Annotated in this window: 15 protein-coding genes; 2 read left to right on the top strand and 13 right to left on the bottom strand. The window is 46.3% G+C overall.

Going from position 1 to position 17,834, the window contains the following annotated elements; translation table 11 throughout:
• Window positions 1-400 precede the first annotated feature (400 nt).
• Window positions 401-2,977, bottom strand: coding sequence for a preprotein translocase subunit SecA (gene secA / locus LIQ05_RS11320; protein ID WP_226820680.1), 2,577 nt, complete (start codon window positions 2,975-2,977; stop codon window positions 401-403).
• Between the two features lie 332 nt (window positions 2,978-3,309).
• On the opposite strand from secA, the gene LIQ05_RS11325 reads away from it, so the two are divergent.
• Window positions 3,310-3,942 (top strand): 4'-phosphopantetheinyl transferase family protein, encoded by a 633-nt coding sequence (locus tag LIQ05_RS11325; RefSeq protein ID WP_226820682.1) that lies wholly within the window; start codon window positions 3,310-3,312, stop codon window positions 3,940-3,942.
• Between the two features lie 147 nt (window positions 3,943-4,089).
• On the opposite strand, the gene hpf is transcribed toward LIQ05_RS11325, so the two are convergent.
• The 12 genes from hpf to LIQ05_RS11385 all read right to left on the bottom strand — a co-directional run bounded on the left by hpf (window position 4,090) and on the right by LIQ05_RS11385 (window position 15,527).
• Window positions 4,090-4,617, bottom strand: coding sequence for a ribosome hibernation-promoting factor, HPF/YfiA family (hpf, locus tag LIQ05_RS11330; RefSeq protein ID WP_118582188.1), 528 nt, complete (start codon window positions 4,615-4,617; stop codon window positions 4,090-4,092).
• A gap of 94 nt (window positions 4,618-4,711) precedes the next feature.
• A complete protein-coding gene (hisA, locus tag LIQ05_RS11335) occupies window positions 4,712-5,482 on the bottom strand; it encodes a phosphoribosylformimino-5-aminoimidazole carboxamide ribotide isomerase (protein WP_226820684.1) in 771 nt (256 codons plus the stop codon).
• Window positions 5,483-5,774: 292 nt separating this feature from the next.
• Complete coding sequence (locus LIQ05_RS11340; protein ID WP_226820686.1) at window positions 5,775-6,215, bottom strand: hypothetical protein; 441 nt, start codon at window positions 6,213-6,215, stop codon at window positions 5,775-5,777.
• A gap of 146 nt (window positions 6,216-6,361) precedes the next feature.
• Window positions 6,362-7,552 (bottom strand): YgeY family selenium metabolism-linked hydrolase, encoded by a 1,191-nt coding sequence (locus tag LIQ05_RS11345; protein WP_226820808.1) that lies wholly within the window; start codon window positions 7,550-7,552, stop codon window positions 6,362-6,364.
• A gap of 86 nt (window positions 7,553-7,638) precedes the next feature.
• Window positions 7,639-9,342 (bottom strand): N-acyl-D-amino-acid deacylase family protein, encoded by a 1,704-nt coding sequence (locus LIQ05_RS11350; RefSeq protein ID WP_226820688.1) that lies wholly within the window; start codon window positions 9,340-9,342, stop codon window positions 7,639-7,641.
• A 6-nt stretch (window positions 9,343-9,348) separates the two neighbouring features.
• Window positions 9,349-10,089 (bottom strand): amino acid ABC transporter ATP-binding protein, encoded by a 741-nt coding sequence (locus LIQ05_RS11355; RefSeq protein ID WP_264292763.1) that lies wholly within the window; start codon window positions 10,087-10,089, stop codon window positions 9,349-9,351.
• The gene (locus LIQ05_RS11360; RefSeq protein ID WP_226820690.1) at window positions 10,090-10,740 is read right to left on the bottom strand and encodes an amino acid ABC transporter permease; all 651 of its coding nucleotides are present in this window, start codon (window positions 10,738-10,740) and stop codon (window positions 10,090-10,092) included. It lies immediately after the preceding gene.
• Window positions 10,741-10,856: 116 nt separating this feature from the next.
• On the bottom strand, window positions 10,857-11,744 hold the full coding sequence (locus LIQ05_RS11365) for an ABC transporter substrate-binding protein (protein WP_226820692.1): 888 nt from the start codon (window positions 11,742-11,744) through the stop codon (window positions 10,857-10,859).
• Window positions 11,745-12,137: 393 nt separating this feature from the next.
• Window positions 12,138-12,896, bottom strand: coding sequence for a 4-hydroxy-tetrahydrodipicolinate reductase (gene dapB / locus LIQ05_RS11370; RefSeq protein ID WP_226820694.1), 759 nt, complete (start codon window positions 12,894-12,896; stop codon window positions 12,138-12,140).
• Window positions 12,897-13,053: 157 nt separating this feature from the next.
• Window positions 13,054-13,947, bottom strand: a complete 894-nt coding sequence (dapA, locus tag LIQ05_RS11375; RefSeq protein ID WP_226820696.1) for a 4-hydroxy-tetrahydrodipicolinate synthase — start codon at window positions 13,945-13,947, stop codon at window positions 13,054-13,056.
• A 130-nt stretch (window positions 13,948-14,077) separates the two neighbouring features.
• Complete coding sequence (locus tag LIQ05_RS11380; protein WP_226820698.1) at window positions 14,078-14,593, bottom strand: cob(I)yrinic acid a,c-diamide adenosyltransferase; 516 nt, start codon at window positions 14,591-14,593, stop codon at window positions 14,078-14,080.
• A 310-nt stretch (window positions 14,594-14,903) separates the two neighbouring features.
• On the bottom strand, window positions 14,904-15,527 hold the full coding sequence (locus LIQ05_RS11385; protein ID WP_226820700.1) for a single-stranded DNA-binding protein: 624 nt from the start codon (window positions 15,525-15,527) through the stop codon (window positions 14,904-14,906).
• Between the two features lie 457 nt (window positions 15,528-15,984).
• Between LIQ05_RS11385 and typA the strand changes: the two genes are divergently transcribed.
• On the top strand, window positions 15,985-17,820 hold the full coding sequence (typA, locus tag LIQ05_RS11390; protein ID WP_195478461.1) for a translational GTPase TypA: 1,836 nt from the start codon (window positions 15,985-15,987) through the stop codon (window positions 17,818-17,820).
• Window positions 17,821-17,834 lie beyond the last annotated feature (14 nt).

A 17,834-nucleotide genomic window follows, 5' to 3' on the forward strand; every position in this document is an offset into this window, starting at 1 on the left:
ACATGTGTTGGTTTCCCGATACCTTTTGACAACGGTAGATTAGAAAAGCCAGTAAATATGCGGGATAGCAGCTACGTCACCCACCCCCATTGTTGTCGTTACTGTTTCTTTCTTCCCTCTGCCAGTAACCAGCGATTTTGCAATGTATATTCACGTAGCCGCGCATTTCAGGAGCGGTTTTAGTGGAGGCGAGATCCGATGGTTACGAAGACTTAGGCGAGAGGGCTCTCCCGAGCGCCTTAGTCGTAGTTACCAGCTAGCTTGCCGGAACGTTGCTCCGCGCGGCGGTGAATATACATTGTGAAATCGCGTACGTGGTAACGACCAACCCACAAAATAGCAAAAGAGCGAATTTCAAAGATATTACCTACTTCTTCGAAATTCGCTCTTTTATCATATGTTACACATTCGCGGTCTTTCTACCGCAGCACTGTTTGTACTTCTTACCGCTTCCGCAAGGACACGGATCGTTCGGATAAACCTTGATCTCTTTTCTCTGAACCGGCTTACGAACGCTGGAATCGTCCTTATTGGTACCAGTCACCTTAGCTACCTGCTCACGCTCGATCTTCTGCTCAACATGTACATGATACAGCATTCTGACAGTATCCTCCTGAATAGAAGTGATCATGCTATTAAACATATCAAATGCAGCCATCTTGTACTCAACAACCGGATCTCTCTGGCCATAAGCAGTCAGGCCGATACCCTGACGAAGGATCTCCATGTCATCAATATGATCCATCCACTTGCTGTCAATGCTCTTCAGAAGGATAACACGCTCAAGCTCACGCAGCTGCTCTGGCTCCGGGAACTCTGACTCTTTTGCTTCGTAAAGCTTCACCGCCTCTTCCTTGATGAGATGTTTCATCTCGTTCTTTTTCTTGCCCTTCACCTTCTCAGTGGTAAGCGGTTCGATAGGGATGATCTGACGGAGAACGCTGTTGAACTCGTCCAGATCCCACTCTTCGGAATCTACATCATCGGAAAAACACATATCTACTGCATTATCTACAATATCTGTGATCATCTTATAGATGGCATCACGCATGTTCTCACCGTCAAGTACCTGGCGGCGCTCTTTGTAGATGATCTCACGCTGCTCGTTATTAACCTGATCATAATCAAGAAGGTTTTTACGGATACCAAAGTTGTTAAACTCAATCTTCTCCTGTGCCTTCTCAATTGCATTGGAAAGCATCTTATGCTCAATCTGCTCATTCTCAGCTACGCCAAGGGAGGTGAACACCTTCATCAGACGCTCAGATCCGAACAGACGCATCAGGTCGTCCTCAAGGGAAATGTAGAAACGGGATTCTCCCGGATCTCCCTGACGTCCGGAACGTCCACGCAGCTGGTTATCAATACGTCTGGACTCATGACGCTCTGTACCGATGATCTTCAGACCGCCGGCAGCTCTTGCCACGTCATCAAGCTTAATATCTGTACCACGACCTGCCATGTTGGTTGCGATGGTAACTGCACCTGCCTGACCAGCCTGTGCTACGATCTCAGCCTCAAGCTCATGGAACTTGGCATTCAGTACGTTGTGCTGGATGCCCTCTCTCTTCAGCATACGGCTGAGGAGCTCAGAAGTCTCAATGGTAATAGTACCAACCAGTACAGGCTGCTGTTTCTCATGAGCTTCCTTAACGGACTGGACAACTGCATTAAATTTTTCTTTCTTTGTCATGTATACGGCATCGTCTAAATCCTTACGCTGAACCGGCTTGTTAGTCGGGATCTCAACAACGTCCATTGCATAGATATCACGGAACTCTTTCTCCTCGGTAAGGGCAGTACCGGTCATACCACCTTTCTTATCGTATTTGTTAAAGAAGTTCTGAAAGGTGATGGTTGCAAGGGTTTTGCTCTCGCGTTTTACCTTAACATGCTCTTTCGCCTCGATTGCCTGGTGGAGACCATCGGAATAACGACGGCCCGGCATGATACGTCCGGTAAACTCATCGACGATCATAACCTCGTCATCTTTTACAACGTAATCCTGGTCACGGTGCATCAGATTGTGGGCACGAAGTGCAAGAATAATGTTGTGCTGGATCTCAAGGTTTTCCGGATCTGCAAGGTTCTCAATATTAAAGAATTTCTCAACCTTCTTCACACCCTGCTCGGTAAGGTTGACGATCTTATCTTTCTCATTTACAACAAAGTCACCGGTCTCGATAACTTCCTCGCCCATGATTGCTGCCATCTTAGTCATCTCATGGCTGGCTTCTCCACGCTCTAACTGCTGTGCAAGGATGTCACAAACCTCGTACAGCTTGGTGGACTTGCCGCTCTGACCGGAAATGATCAGAGGAGTACGGGCCTCATCGATCAAAATGGAGTCGACCTCATCGATGATACAGTAGTGAAGGTCACGCTGTACCAGCTGCTCCTTGTAGATAACCATGTTATCACGAAGATAGTCGAATCCAAGTTCGTTATTGGTTACATAAGTAATATCACAGTTATAGGCTTCGCGGCGCTCCTCCGGCTTCATATCGTTCAGAACCACGCCTACGGTCAGTCCAAGGAATCTGTGAACCTGTCCCATCTCATCGGCATCACGCTTTGCCAGGTAATCATTGACTGTGACAACGTGAACCCCTTTGCCCTCCAGGGCGTTTAAGTAGGATGGCAGGGTAGCTACAAGGGTCTTACCTTCACCAGTTTTCATCTCGGCGATACGGCCCTGATGAAGTACAATACCACCGATAAGCTGTACTTCGAAATGCTCCATTCCAAGTACACGCTTAGCCGCCTCACGGACAGTCGCAAATGCCTCTGGTAAAAGGTCATCCAGGGTAGCTCCTTCTTCCAGGCGTTTCTTAAATTCTCTAGTCTTACCGCGAAGCTCTTCGTCGGTTAATTTCTGCATTTCGGGACGCAGCTCCTCAATTTTCTTAACGAGAGGCATGATACGCTTTACCTCACGCTGGCTGCGGGTTCCGAAAACTTTTGAAAACATATTCATTTAACTTTTATACTCCTGTCTATCATTTTAGATGCTATATTGTGTAATATAACGAATTACATTTCTTATGGAATTGTATAGTTTGTTTAACATACCAGTCTATTTTATCACTTTTTGCCATGGAAAACAATAAATATTTGGTGAACAAAATATGTCTGAAATTGCGCCTTGTTTTTATAAAATAGCCTGACGGGATTTACCAGAAAGATGCAAATGTGCTATAGTAAAGTAAGCGCAGCCATCTGAGGTTTGCAGTTACCAATGACAAGACATTCCAGTTCACCTTTGATGATAACATCTTGAGCATCCACAATTTTAGGAGAATTTTATTTATGATCTATCTTTTTCAGGAACTTCATACATTTTCAGCGCGATCCTTTGAAGAGAGTCTGCAGCTACTCCCATCAGAACGCAGGGAATATGCGTTCCATTTCAAACATCCAGAGGACCAGAAGCGTTCTGCCCTGGCGTGGCTGCTTCTGGCATACGGATTGCGGAAAGAATATGGAATGGAAGCGGTTCCAAAATTTCGGAAAGCAGCTTCCGGGAAGCCTTTTTTTCCAGAGACGCATATGCCTTTTTTTAATCTCAGCCACAGTGGGAATTTCGTTGGGTGTGCGGTACATGACCAGGAAATCGGGCTGGACATCCAGGAAATTACGGAGCCCAGGGATTCTCTGATCCGCAGGGTCTGCACCCAGGATGAGCTTGCCTCCTTAAAGTCTTCCCAGGATTTCTGCCGGATCTGGACAATGAAGGAAAGCGCAGTCAAGCTTACCGGGGAGGGGATTACCGGAAACTTCCGGGATATTCTTACTTTGCATCCGGATATGCACACCCACGCAGTTCCTTTGGAAAATGAGGCAGGTTTTCTGGCTTACAGTGTTTTTGCAGACACAGAGCTTCCAATTCAAATCGTTTCAACACCAGAATTATTTCGTATTCTATGCCAGACACTTATGTAAACTGTGTCCCTTGATTGTTTTTTCCTTCACCATCCATATTCCCAGCTGATTCTTCGCCCATATTTGCGTAAAAATCCCGGAGACATATGCCTCCGGGACTCTATTGTTTCACATATTTAGTTTTCTAAAATCAAGAAGCAGTTCCGCTTAATCCTCCGGCTCGATCAGTCCGTAGGTATTGCCTTTACGTTTGTAAACAACGTTTACCTGATCGGTCTCTGCATTGCAGAATACGAAGAAATTATGTCCAAGAAGTTCCATCTGAACGCATGCATCTTCTGGATACATAGGCTTGATATCGAATTTCTTGGTACGGATGATCTTAACTTCCTCATCCTCTTCGTAGTCCTTGTCCAGGTATGCCTTCTGGAAGTTGGCAGCTGACTGCTGCTTGTCCACGATCTTGTTCTTGTATTTCCTGAGCTGACGTTCGATTACTTCCTCTACAAGGTCGATTGATACATACATATCATTGCTGACCTGCTCGGAACGGATGATGTTGCCCTTAACCGGGATCGTCACCTCAATTTTCTGTCTTTCTTTTTCTACACTAAGAGTTACGACAACTTCAGTGTCAGGAGTGAAATACCTTTCCAGTTTACCGAGCTTATCTTCTACTGCTGTACGAAGCCCGTCTGTCACTGTGATGTTCTTTCCGCTGATAATGAATTTCATGCTTCCATCCCCTTTGCTGTTTGATGGGTATATTATAACACATTATTCTTAAAATTAACATCATTTTCTGAAAAAATTACGAATTTTTTCACATTTATAAATTACCCATCAATTTTTCAAAAGGTATGGTGCCGCCAAATAGATCCAGGGCGCTTCCCACGGTCACATCCACTTTTCCGCCTGCTGCCTGTTTCAAGATCTGGATATCCTCCATGCTGCCAACGCCGCCAGCGTAAGTCACTGGGTGCCCATTGTATTCGCCAAGCAGCTTCGCCAGGGGGACTTCTATACCTTTTGCCTTGCCTTCCACGTCTACTGCATGAATAAGAAATTCATCGCAATAAGCCCCCAGCTTTTCCATTAATTCCAGAGTTACCTTCTCCTCTGTAAACTTCTGCCAGCGGTCTGTGACAACATAGTAGGCATTGTCTTTTTTACGGCAGCTAAGGTCAAGAACCAGGTGTTCTTTTCCTACTGCTTTCACCATCTTTTCCAGGTTTTCCCAGGAAATGTAACCGTCGCGGAACACGTAAGAGGTGACGATCACGTGGCTGGAACCGGCTATAAGATAATCGGCAGCATTGTCCGGGTTTACACCGCCACCAATCTGAAGACCGCCTGGATAGGCTCCAAGGGCCAGCATTGCCTGGGCTCTGGTTGCCTGGAAATATTCAGAATCCGCACTGTTCAGAAGGATAATATGTCCGCCTTTCAGCCCTTTTTCCTTATACAAAGAAGCATAAAAAGCTCCATCCTGCTCCGACACAAAATTCTCCTGCGCCTGATTTCCCGCGTCCTTCAGGCTTCCCCCTACAATCTGCTTTACTTTTCCATTATGTATATCTATGCATGGACGAAATTTCATGATATTTCTCCTTCTCACAAGTCTATATTTTATTGAAATCATAACATAAAAAAGCCTTGAGTAAAATATGTCTCTTCATTCAACGCCAATTTATTTCCGTCTTATCAATTACTATTCTTTTGTTCCTATTGACATACTTTTTCGTTGCAGTCATATAATAACAGAAACAAAATTTCTGTCATCGAAAATATTGTTCACTCAACGGAAGCGTCTGTCTAATAAATATCCGGCTCAAAAAATTCGGGAGCTGTCTATTCGGACAACTCCCAATTCAGTCTACATTTATTCCTTATTATCTTCCATTGGCTGCATTATCCACAGCGTCTCCAACGCCTTCCACTGCATCGCCCACGCCATCCCCTACATCACGGACACCGTCAGCTACTCCGTCGCCTAACTCTTCCACGCCTTCGCCGATTGCGCCGGAAACAGAGTTGTTATTGTCTGGCACGTTGTCCCCAGGGACAGCACCATCGCCTGCATTGTCAGCGTCATCTGGTACTGCGGTATCATCTGTTACATTACTATCTGCTGCATTTTTGTCTGTGCCATTATTCCCCGCGTCATCCAGCTTGTTGTCTTCTACGGTTCCATCCTCTGCATTATCCATGACATCATTGGTATTATTTGGAACCTCGTCTGCTGCATTGTTATTGTCATTTCCACAGGCTGTAAGCATACATAATGAAAACACCAGCAAAGTACCTATGAGCACACGTTTCATTTTTTTCATCTCATCTGTCTCCTTTTCTTAAGAAATTTTTCAGCTGAAAATATTGCTGTGTATTTCTAATATGTGCAGATGAAGAAAAACTATTCTGGAAGAAATTTCTATTTTATTTTCAATACTTAACAAAACAAGCCTTTTTCAAGCATGCTCTAGAGTAACAGCGCCTCCATCACCGCATAATAACACTCCACTGCCCCATAAAGCTGGTCCAGTTCTACATACTCATCCACCGTATGCGCCAGGTCCTCTCTGGACGGGCCTAGGCCGATGGTTGGGATGCCTTTTTCGCCGGCGTAGTGGCTGCCGTTGGTGCAGAAGCTGTACTGGGTAAGTTTTGGATCGTAGCCGGCTTCCCGGACTTTCTTCAGGATTTTCTGGATGTAGTCCTCCTTGGGATCATAGTACCAGCCTGGGAAAAAGCGCTCACCCTGGATTTCCTCATCTGTATAGCACTTCTCGCTGCCTACGGAAAAAGAGGCTTTGGCAGAAAACTCCGGATCTTCCTTTTCCAGCTGGCGAATCAGCTCCTGGATTGGAGCCAGAACGCTCTCTCTGGTCTCTCCGGTAAGCAGTCTGCGGTCCAGGGTGGCCCGGCAATACTCCGGAACTACGGAAGCACCTGGATAGGGGGAAGAAATAATATCGGTTACTTCCAGGATCCCCTTTCCCAGATGCCCATGGACAGGCGGCTGGAGCTTGTCCATTTCGCCAATAAGCCTGCACATTTTCTTCACTGCATTGATACCCTTTTCCGGATTGGCGGAATGGGCTGCTTTTCCGAAGGTTTCCAGAATGATCTCCGCACGTCCACGCTGGCCAGTTTTGATGTTCAGTTCGGAAGCTTCCCCGATCACCACATAGTCCGGTCTCACCAGCTCACTGATGCTTCTGGCTGCCACGCCCTCAAAGCACTCCTCATGAACCACTCCAGCCGTATAAACTTCCCCGGCAAAATTCTTTCCATGATCCTCCATAAAATAAGCAGCCGCGCAGAAAAATGCGGCAACCGCCCCTTTCATATCCGAGGTTCCACGTCCATATAATCTGCCATCTTCCACCACCGGCACGAAAGGATCATGCTTCCAGGCCGCCTTATTATCAGCCGGAACCGTGTCCATATGCCCATCAAAAAGTACCTTGTTTCCAGGCCTGTCACCTTTAATCCTGCCTACCACATTGCCGTATTGATCTGTATAAAAATCATCAAACTTCTTCTGCCGCATAAAATATTTCAACGCTCCGGCAACCGCGTCTTCCTCACCGGAATAGCTTCTATTGGAAATCAGTTTTTTGCAGAGGGCAAGAACCTCCGCTTTTCGCTCTTCTGTTAATTTCATAATGACCTTTCCTTCTTCCATTTGCAACCTTATACAGTTTCCTATAATGTCATGGAAACTCTCCCACAAAGCCGAAAAACAAATTTCGCTTAAGCATTCCTCCGCACAATTCTGCCACTTCTGGAATTTTTCCATTTATCCTGTTCTACCGCGATTTCTCCGCCTGCCAGCACATAATCAAATCCTGTACAGTACTGATCCGGGTTCTGGAAATCCGCGTGAACCTTTAACCGGTCCAGATGAAATACATTGATGTCTGCGGCCATTCCTTTTTCCAGGATTCCCAGGGGGAGTCCCAGTACCTGCGCTGGTTTTGCTGTCATTTTATATACAGCATCTTCTATGGAAAAGATTTTTTTATCCCACACATAGTCAGTGAGCAGCCTGGGAAAAGCGCCGTAAACTCTGGGATGATATTTGCCGCCTGCAGGATAGATGGCATCAGAGATCAGGTTGGCCCGGCTGTCTTTCAGAAAATACAGCATATCCTCCTCTGAGGCGATGGTGTCCAGCATGGTGACCTGACAGCGCTCTGCCAGAAGGATGTCATACAGGGTATCATAAGGATCCTGCCCAAACTGTTCTGCGATTTTTGCAATAGACTGTCCTGCAAAGCTTCTGAATTTCTCTGTATGCAAGGTACTTGCATAGATCCTGTCAAAGCCAGCCAGCTCTACGATGTTCTCGAAAATATCAGAAGGCTGCTTCAGAACCTTTGTAATCTCTTTCCTGCAGGATGGATCTGCCAGCCTTGCACAGATGGCATCTGTGCCCCCTTCCTGGAACTGGGGCGGAAGAAGATGCACCAGCTGGGTGGAACCAGTCAGATAGGGATACAGGTCAAAATCCACCTTCACGCCGCGCTCTGCGGCCTGGTCAAACAGCTTTAGGATCTTCACCGGTGTCTCTCCCCAGTTTTTTCTTCCGATGCATTTCATGTGGCTTACATGCAAGGGGATCTGCAGCTCTTCCGCCACAGAAATCACTTCCTGCAAAGCCGGAAGGATCCCGTCTCCTTCATTTCGGATATGGGTGGTAATGGGAATGTCCGTGCCCTTCAAGGGCTGCAGTGCCTCCACAAGCCCGTCTCTGTCATATTCAAATTCTGGGGCATAGGCAATTCCAAGGCTGATCCCAAGCGCTCCTGCTGCCAGGGATTCCTCCACTGCCTTCCATACCTGGTGTACTTCTTCCTTAGAGAGCTTTCCTGGGGCATAGCCTTTTACTCCGGCCCTGATGGTTCCATTTCCTGCAAGCATTCCGGTGTTGACGCTGCGCTTTTCCTTTGCCAGTGCGGACATGTAGGCAGACATGGTTGACATAATTTCACGAGCATCTCTCTCGCTTTCTTTCGCTGAAATTTCGCAAGACGCCTCTTTCTTTTTTGAGGAAAGTACGCTTTCAGTATCCTCTATAGTTTTATCTTTCTCCAAACAAAAATCCCCGGTCACGCTGCTGAGGAATCCGGCGATTTCTTTCCCAAACTTCTCTCCAGCCGGAGCCACCGAAAGCCCGCAGTTTCCATTCACCACAGTGGTCAGTCCCTGCCGGTTCAAAAGCTCGTCATCCCCGTTTCCAAATGCCTGCCAGTCTCCGTGTCTGTGAATGTCAATGAAGCCGGGGGTTATATAACCACCGGTTGCATTCAGTACACGCTCCTTTGGAAAATCGGCAGGGATCTCCACATGAGCTCCCACTTCCACGATTTTCCCATTTTCTATTACAAGATCTCCCTGAAATGGCTTTTCCTTTTTTCCATTTACGATCCAGCCATCTTTGATTATGTAGTCCATCCTGAATTACCTTTCCTCAACTTTCCTGATAAACTGACGAATACGATCATTCTTCGGATGCTCGAAAAACTCTTCCGGAGGCGCATCCTCCACGATCACGCCATCTTCCATAAATAAAATCCGGTCCGCTACTTCTCTGGCAAAATTCATCTCGTGGGTGACGATTACCATGGATACCCCTTCCGCTGCTACTTTGCGGATAACGCTTAAGACCTCTCCAACCAGTTCCGGATCCAGTGCACTGGTAGGCTCATCGAAAAGGATCACCTCTGGGTTCATAGCCATGGCTCTTGCGATGGCTACCCTCTGCTGCTGTCCGCCGGAAAGATTCTTTGCCATGGCCCCTTCCCTGCCTTCCAGTCCAACCATTTTCAGCAGCTCCTTGGCCTTTGCAATTGCCTCCTGCTTGGGGACTTTTTTTACATGGACCGGTGCCTCGATCACATTCTGCAGCACACTCATATGGGTAAAAACGTTAAACCTCTGGAAAACCATTCCAATATGCTGCCGCAGCTCATACAGCGCCTGGCCGGAATTCACAGGTTTTCCCATATAATCGATTTCACCGTCATCATAGGTTTCCAGCTGGTTGATACACCGAAGGATTGTGGATTTACCCGAACCGCTGGGGCCAAGGATTGCAATCTTTTCTCCTTTATGTATGTCAAAACTGATTTCCTTCAGTACCTGAAGATCACCAAAGCTTTTGCTGATATTTTTTACACTTAAAATAACATCTTCCGCCATTTATGCCATCCTCCTTTCCAAAATTCCTGCAATCTGGGTAAATATAGTTGTCAGGATCAGATATAATACCGCAACCGCTATGTACGGCTCAAAATAATGGAAAGAATTATAAGCGATCAGGGTTCCCTCTCTTGTAAGCTCTGTCAGCGTGATGGCGGACAGGATCGAGGTATTTTTGATGGTGGCAATAAACTGGTTTACAAGAGGCAGAATACAGATCTTGGTTGCCTGTGGTGCCACAATTCGGAGCATTTCCAGATGCCAGGGCATTCCAAGTGCTTTGGCAGCTTCTCTCTGGCCCGGGTCAATAGCATGGATACCGGAACGGACGATTTCTGCAATGTATGCGCCTGTATTCAGGGACATGGAAAGCACACCAGCTGTCATAGCGCTAAGAGTAACGCCCAGGTTTGGCAGACCGAAGTAGATCAGAAATGCCTGCACCATCAACGGTGTTCCTCTCCAGATCCAGATGTACAGCTGTGCGATCTTTGCAACCACTTTTATGCGGCTGTCCCTCATCAGGGCAAGCACAACGCCCAGAATCGTACCAAAAATAAGTGTAAGAACCGATATTTCCATCGTCACTGCACATCCATGGAGCAGTGATGACATTTTGTCAAATACAAGTGACCATTTCAATGTTACCATACTATTTCCCCTGTGACCAGTAATTATAGCCGGTTTATCCTTTCTTCCTTACTTTTCCGGTTACTGTTCACTTTGTTCACAGCAACTCGTTTTCTGCATAGAAGTATATGCCTGTTTTATTCAGCGGTTTCCGTATCTTCTGCTGCAGCTGCTTCTTCTCCCTCACCGGAAGCGTCGATCCATTTTGTCCAGAGTGCATCATAAGTACCATCTGCATAATACTCGTCAATACACTCATTGATAAATGCAAGCAGATCGTCTTTTCCCTTCTGTACGGCGATTGCGTTCTCTGCGTGGGTAAATGGGTCACACACGATCTTGGTTCCTTCGTATTCCTGGGAAAGGATCTTCTGGTTCAGAAGGTCATTTACAACAACGTCCACACGGCCTGCCAGAAGGTCTGATACACATCCTACTGTATCTTTGTACTGAACGATCTCATAGGAAACATCCGGATTTTCGTCCAGAAAGCTCTGCGCTACATTATAAGAAGTTGCGCCCTCTTTTACGGCAACCTTCAGGCCATCACAGTCAGCCAGGCTCTTAACAGTGTCTGCGTACTCGGAATCCTCTTTTACGGCAAGGATCATACCACTGTCGCAATAGGATTTGGACATATCCACAACCTCGCATCTTTCATCTGTCTTATACATTGCTGCGATGGAAAAATCATATTCACCATTCTGGATAGAAGGAACGATGGACTGGAATTCCATATCTGTCACTTCCATGTCAACCCCAAGCTTGTCCGCAATGTACTGGGCCAGGTCAATATCAAAGCCTACGATATTATTGTCATTGTCCCGGTATTCAAAGGGTACATAGGTTCCGGTTGCTACGGTGATCACGCCTTTCTCTTTAATTGCTTTAATATTTTCACCGTTTTCCCAGTCAACTGCTGCTGTGTCCTCTGTGTCTGTGCTCTCTGCGTAAACCGGTGTAAAAGCTGTCATGATCATAGAAGCTGCTGTAAAAAGTGCCATTGCTTTTGCTGTTTTTCTCATAATAATTTCTCCTCTCTGACTCTCGCCGGTACAGATAGCCTGCTGTTACCGTTCCTGAAGTGAACAATAACAGCCTGCGCAGTTATGCTATCCAGATTTCCAGCTTTACTAACGCAAAAAGGACCGCCCTGTGGCAGCCCTTTCTGCATGGCAGAAATGCAATATCGCATTCCTCTCATATGAAGTTTTGGTACGTTATGGCGGCAGGTACAAAAATACTTCACCAATGTAGACTCTGGTCTGCCATTCCATAAACGCAAAAACGGAGCAAACTCTCTAAGTAGTTTGCTCCGTTGCAACTTATGATGGAATTATAGCAAACAGACTGCTGTCTGTAAATCCATAAATTTAACAATTTTTTTGTATGTCTTTTACAATTTTTGTATATTTCTGTCAGCCCTCGATCACGTCGCTCATGTCGTATCTTCCGGCTGGTTTGCCAGCAAGGTATTTTGCTGCTTCTACAGCACCTTTGCCAAATACAGCCTTGGAATATGCGGTGTGCTTGAATTCAATCACTTCGTCCTGGCCTGCGAAGATCACCTCATGCTCGCCTACGATGGAACCGCCGCGGACTGCAGAAATACCGATTTCCCTGGCGTCACGTTTTTCTCTTCTCTGGCTGCGGTCATATACGTAATGATACTGGTTGTCCATTGCCTCGTTCAGACTGTCTGCAAGGGCAAGGGCAGTTCCGCTTGGAGCATCCACCTTCAGGTTATGGTGCTTCTCTACGATCTCCATGTCAAAACCAGCAGTTGCCAGAACCCTGGCTGCATCCTGAACCAGCTTCAGAAGGGTGTTGATTCCAAGGGACATGTTGGCGGATTTCAAAACTGCGATCTTCTTTGCACTCTCTTCTACTCTTGCAAGCTGCTCTTCGTTTAAGCCAGTGGTGCACAGAACCACCGGAAGAGTTCTCTTCTCGCAATAGTCCATCAGCTTGTCAAAAGCCTTCGGGGAGGAAAAATCGATGACAGCATCTGCCTCTACCTGGCAATCGTCAATGTTTGTAAATACCGGGTAACTATTTTTCCCCTGGTCTGCAATGTCAATTCCTGCTACGATCTGGGCATTTGGATCTTTCTCAACAATATCGGAAATAACCTGTCCCATGTGACCGTTACATCCGTGCATGATAATCTTAACCATTTTCATTACTTCCTTTCTTTTCTTATGTAAACCTTAAAGCGTACTCCAAACGGATTTCTTTTTTACCTGCAATATTACAAAGAAATCCCGTCAACAAGCCGTCAGCCAGTGTACACGCTCTAGAACTGACAAGCAACCTCCGGGATTTCAACATTATTTATGCAAGCTTAATTCCATAATCAACAAGAGCCTTCTTCAGTCTCTCCTCATTCTCCGGCTCCATCTCGCAAAGAGGCATACGGGTCGGTCCAACCTTCCATCCCATCAGATTCAGGGCTGTCTTAACCGGAATCGGGTTAACCTCGCAGAACAGGGCATTGATAAGGGAAATTGCCTCAAGCTGAAGCTTGGCAGCGCCTGCAAGATCACCTTCCATAAATTTCATAACCATGTCATGTGTGTTCTTCGGTGCAACATTGGATAAAACAGAAATTACACCAAGTCCGCCAAGGGAAAGGATCGGAAGTACCTGATCATCATTTCCGGAATAAAGTTCAAGAGCCCCATCTGACATGGACATCATCTTCGCGATCTGGGAAAGATCTCCGCTTGCAGCCTTGATTCCCACGATGTTCTTCACATTCCGGGCAAGAGCCACTGCGGTCGCTGGCTGGATGTTGCAGCCTGTACGGCTTGGTACATTATACATAATGATCGGAGTCTCCGGTACGGAGTTGGCAATCTCTGTATAATGACGGATCAGCCCCTTCTGACTTGCCTTGTTGTAATATGGAGTTACAATCAGAAGTGCGTCAGCGCCATAAGAAGCAGCCTCCTGGGACATCATGACTGCAGTCTCGGTACAGTTAGAACCAGTACCTGCAATAACCGGAACTCTTCCTGCTACCTTGTCAATTGCAAATTTGATGGTCTGGAGATGCTCTCCATGTGTCAGTGTAGAAGACTCACCTGTAGTTCCGCAAATCACGATGGCGTCTGTGCTGTTCGCGATCTGATACTCCAGAAGCTCTTCCAGTTTCTCATAATTTACCTTTCCGTCTTCATGCATCGGGGTTACGATTGCAACGGCTGCACCTTTGAAAATTGCCATTTTATTTCCTCCTATTCATCCTTCTGTGTCATTCTGATATCGCCGGCAGGCGTTATTTACATTTCTCTGCTACGGCTTACTGGCAGCGTCCCATAGAGTGTATCGCTGCCAGCAAAATGAACCGTAACATTTACCTGGCTGTCGGTAATATCTGCTCTCTTCCAAGAGTAGTAATAGTAGTCACACTGTCTACGTAGTCCAGAAGACCGGGATCTACCCTGTTTCCTGTAAGGATCACATGCATGGATTCATCCTTCTGCTTCAAAAGCTCCACAACCATATCCACAGCGGCGATGTGCTTATCCAGAAGTCCCAGAATCTCATCCAGTACCAGAAAATCACATTCCTGTGTTGCAATTACCTTACGGGCAAAATTTAAACCATTGAGAATATTGCGCCTCTCCTCTGCCTGTTCTTCCTCGTTCAGCTGATCGTAGCAGGTCTCCATCTTTTCAAAACGGAAGATCTTAATATCCAGCTGATCCAGTTCCTCCAGAAAATCCAGCTCACGCCGTTCATTTCCCTTCAGAAACTGAATGATGATCACACTCTTTCCCTGAGAAGATGCCCGCAGAGCCTGACCAATCGCCAATGTGGTCTTGCCTCTGCCATTACCGCAATAAACTTCTGCCATTTCTTTTTCCATACTGATTCCTCTTGTTGTTAAAAATAATGTTATCATCCATTCATTCTGTCAAGACTATCTACTGGACGATAACCGCAAATTGCGCCATTTTTAATATGCTTATATTACCGCAAAATGTAAAGAAATGCAAGCAGAAGAAACTGGGAGGAAAATTAGCGTGTTACTGTTCACTCCGTGACCAGTAACACGCTTCGCGATGCACAAAAATCATGCTTTCGCATGATTTCGCGCCGAGGTTCTCGGGTTTTCTGTGAGCTTTGCTCACAAAAAACACCTCGCGGAATGTTACCTGCGAACAGTAATATTAGCTTTACACATACTCCAGCTTGCTCACCGACACTTCATATGCGATCCGCTTCTGGGTTTCATTTTCGCCAATCCGCTTCATATACTCCCTGCTTTGGATCCTGCCCCAGATCAGTACATGTCCGCCCACCTCAAAGGCAGAGGCATAGCGGGCATTTCTTCCCCAGCAGATACACGGTATGTAGTCCGATTTTCCATAAGGCCGGTTCACTGCAAGAAGCAGATCTGCAATTTCTCTTCCCAGTGGCGTTTTGCGGTAAACAGGCGGTTTGCAGATAAAGCCGTCCAGAAAGATCTGGTTCACCGGTGCCAGGGAATCCTCTTCTTCCAGGAATTTCAGTTCCCGTGCAAAAGCGGAAAGCACCAGACGGTTATGCTTTTCTTCATGACGGTTATAGGAACGGAACTGTCCGTGGATTTCCACATACTGTCCTACATAATCCTGGGTAACATCCACCAGTCTTTCCGATACCATCACAGGGATCCGGTCCTCGGATTCACTGAGACGCTTTACCAGAAGTTCCATGGTGTAGAAGCCCTCTCCGTAAACCTGGTGGCTGAATGTGAAACCGGTTACGATTTTTCCTGTTATGGAAACCTGATTGTTTTCAATAATTTTATCTGCCATGATGTAGTTCTCCTTCCTTATTTTCACTTTTTCTGCAGACTTATGGGGTATCCTGGTCCATACCCGGATCCCTGCCGCCGCTCACTTATGAACAGCAATCATTACTTGTCTTACTTGTTGGTCTATAATATCTATGAGAAAATCACCTGGATTAGAACCAGAAATTTTAAAAAAATTTTTTCAACACCTTGTAATCTGCGAAAATTGTGGTAAACTGGGAATTTGGTTACTGTTCATTTCATTCACAGCAACCGCTTCGCGATGCACAGAAATCATGCAAGCATGATTTCGCGCTGCAATTCTCGGGTTTTCTGTGAACCTTGTTCACAAAAAACACCTCGCGGAACACATCCACGAACAGTATTTAGCTATAGACATTGTACAATACTCACATTATAATTAAGGAAAGAAAACGGCAGAGAGTTTCTGTCGCGATAAAGAAAGGATTTCGATTTTTATGAAGACGAAACGCGAAGATGTACGTAACGTAGCCATCATTGCCCACGTTGACCATGGTAAAACCACTCTGGTAGACCAGCTTCTGAAGCAGAGCGGTGTTTTCCGTGCCAATCAGGAGGTTCAGGAGCGTGTCATGGACTCCAATGATATCGAGAGAGAGCGTGGTATCACAATCCTCTCCAAGAACACAGCAGTTCATTACAAAGGCACCAAAATCAACATTATCGATACCCCAGGACATGCTGACTTCGGTGGCGAGGTTGAGCGTGTACTGAAAATGGTAGACGGCGTTATCCTTCTGGTTGACGCTTTCGAAGGCGCTATGCCCCAGACCAAATTCGTTCTGAAAAAAGCTCTCGAGCTGGATCTGCACGTAATCGTCTGCATTAACAAGATAGACCGTCCAGAGGCAAGACCAGACGAGGTTGTGGACGAGGTTCTGGAGCTTCTTATGGACCTTGGTGCTTCCGATGAGCAGCTTGACTGCCCGTTCCTTTATGCTTCTGCAAAAACAGGACACGCTGTTCTGGATCTGAAGGATACACCTGAGAACATGGAGCCGCTGTTTGAGGCGATCCTGAAATACATCCCGGCTCCGGAAGGTGATCCGGATGCAGATACACAGGTACTGATCAGTACCATTGATTACAATGAGTATGTTGGACGTATCGGTGTTGGTAAGGTTGAAAGCGGTACTATTGCAGTAAACCAGGAGCTTACTCTTCTGAACCACCACGATCCGGACAAGAAACAGAAGGTTAAGATCAGCAAGCTTTATGAGTTTGACGGTCTGAACAAGGTTGAAGTAAAAGAAGCAACTATTGGATCAATTGTTGCAATTTCCGGTATTGCGGAGATCCATATTGGAGATACCCTTTGCGGTGGAGATAACCCGGAAGCAATTCCATTCCAGAAGATTTCTGAGCCGACAATTGCCATGAACTTCCTGGTAAATGACAGCCCACTTGCTGGCCAGGAGGGTAAATACATTACTTCCCGTCATCTCCGTGACAGACTTTACAGAGAGCTGAACACAGATGTCAGCCTTCGTGTAGAGGATACAGAGACCACAGAGTGCTTCAAGGTTTCCGGACGTGGAGAGCTTCATCTTTCCGTTCTTATTGAGAATATGAGACGTGAGGGATATGAGTTTGCAGTCAGCAAGCCAGAGGTTCTTTACAAGATCGACGAGCGCGGCAAGAAATTAGAGCCAATGGAGATTGCTTATATTGATGTTCCGGAGGAATTTTCCGGTACTGTGATCCAGATGCTCAGCGAGCGTAAGGGTGAGCTTCAGGGTATGAGCACAGCCAGCGATGGTTCTGTTCGTCTTGAGTTCCATATTCCATCCCGTGGACTGATCGGTTTCCGTGGAAACTTCCTGACTTCCACTAAGGGTACTGGTATTATCAATACTATTTTTGATGGATATTCTCCATACAAGGGAGATTTCCAGTATCGTAAGCAGGGTTCCCTGATCGCTTTCGAGGGCGGCGAGGCTGTTACTTATGGTCTGTTTGCAGCTCAGGAGCGTGGTACTTTGTTTATCGGACCTGGTGCAAAGGTTTACAGCGGTATGGTTATCGGACAGAATGGTAAGGCAGAGGATATCGAGCTGAATGTCTGCAAGACCAAGCATCTGACCAATACCCGTTCTTCTTCTGCGGATGAGGCACTGAAGCTGACTCCGCCCAGAGTTCTCAGTCTGGAGCAGGCCATCGAGTTTATTGATACCGACGAGCTTCTGGAGGTTACTCCTAGCAGCCTTCGTATCCGTAAGAAGATTCTGGATTCCCGTGATCGTAAGAGAGCTTCTATTAAAAAGAATGCGTAAAACATGATAGAAAA

It is taken from the genome of Blautia glucerasea (genome assembly GCF_020537505.1).
Lineage (GTDB): Bacteria > Bacillota > Clostridia > Lachnospirales > Lachnospiraceae > Blautia_A.

Excerpts from the sequence above, each read along its gene's own strand:
- secA (WP_226820680.1), bottom strand. The coding sequence starts at position 2,977 with ATGAATATGTTTTCAAAAGTTTTCGGAACCCGCAGCCAGCGTGAGGTA.
- LIQ05_RS11325 (WP_226820682.1), top strand. The coding sequence starts at position 3,310 with ATGATCTATCTTTTTCAGGAACTTCATACATTTTCAGCGCGATCCTTT.
- hpf (WP_118582188.1), bottom strand. The coding sequence starts at position 4,617 with ATGAAATTCATTATCAGCGGAAAGAACATCACAGTGACAGACGGGCTT.
- hisA (WP_226820684.1), bottom strand. The coding sequence starts at position 5,482 with ATGAAATTTCGTCCATGCATAGATATACATAATGGAAAAGTAAAGCAG.
- LIQ05_RS11340 (WP_226820686.1), bottom strand. The coding sequence starts at position 6,215 with ATGAAAAAAATGAAACGTGTGCTCATAGGTACTTTGCTGGTGTTTTCA.
- LIQ05_RS11350 (WP_226820688.1), bottom strand. The coding sequence starts at position 9,342 with ATGGACTACATAATCAAAGATGGCTGGATCGTAAATGGAAAAAAGGAA.
- LIQ05_RS11355 (WP_264292763.1), bottom strand. The coding sequence starts at position 10,089 with ATGGCGGAAGATGTTATTTTAAGTGTAAAAAATATCAGCAAAAGCTTT.
- LIQ05_RS11360 (WP_226820690.1), bottom strand. The coding sequence starts at position 10,740 with ATGGTAACATTGAAATGGTCACTTGTATTTGACAAAATGTCATCACTG.
- LIQ05_RS11365 (WP_226820692.1), bottom strand. The coding sequence starts at position 11,744 with ATGAGAAAAACAGCAAAAGCAATGGCACTTTTTACAGCAGCTTCTATG.
- dapB (WP_226820694.1), bottom strand. The coding sequence starts at position 12,896 with ATGGTTAAGATTATCATGCACGGATGTAACGGTCACATGGGACAGGTT.
- dapA (WP_226820696.1), bottom strand. The coding sequence starts at position 13,947 with ATGGCAATTTTCAAAGGTGCAGCCGTTGCAATCGTAACCCCGATGCAT.
- LIQ05_RS11380 (WP_226820698.1), bottom strand. The coding sequence starts at position 14,593 with ATGGAAAAAGAAATGGCAGAAGTTTATTGCGGTAATGGCAGAGGCAAG.
- LIQ05_RS11385 (WP_226820700.1), bottom strand. The coding sequence starts at position 15,527 with ATGGCAGATAAAATTATTGAAAACAATCAGGTTTCCATAACAGGAAAA.
- typA (WP_195478461.1), top strand. The coding sequence starts at position 15,985 with ATGAAGACGAAACGCGAAGATGTACGTAACGTAGCCATCATTGCCCAC.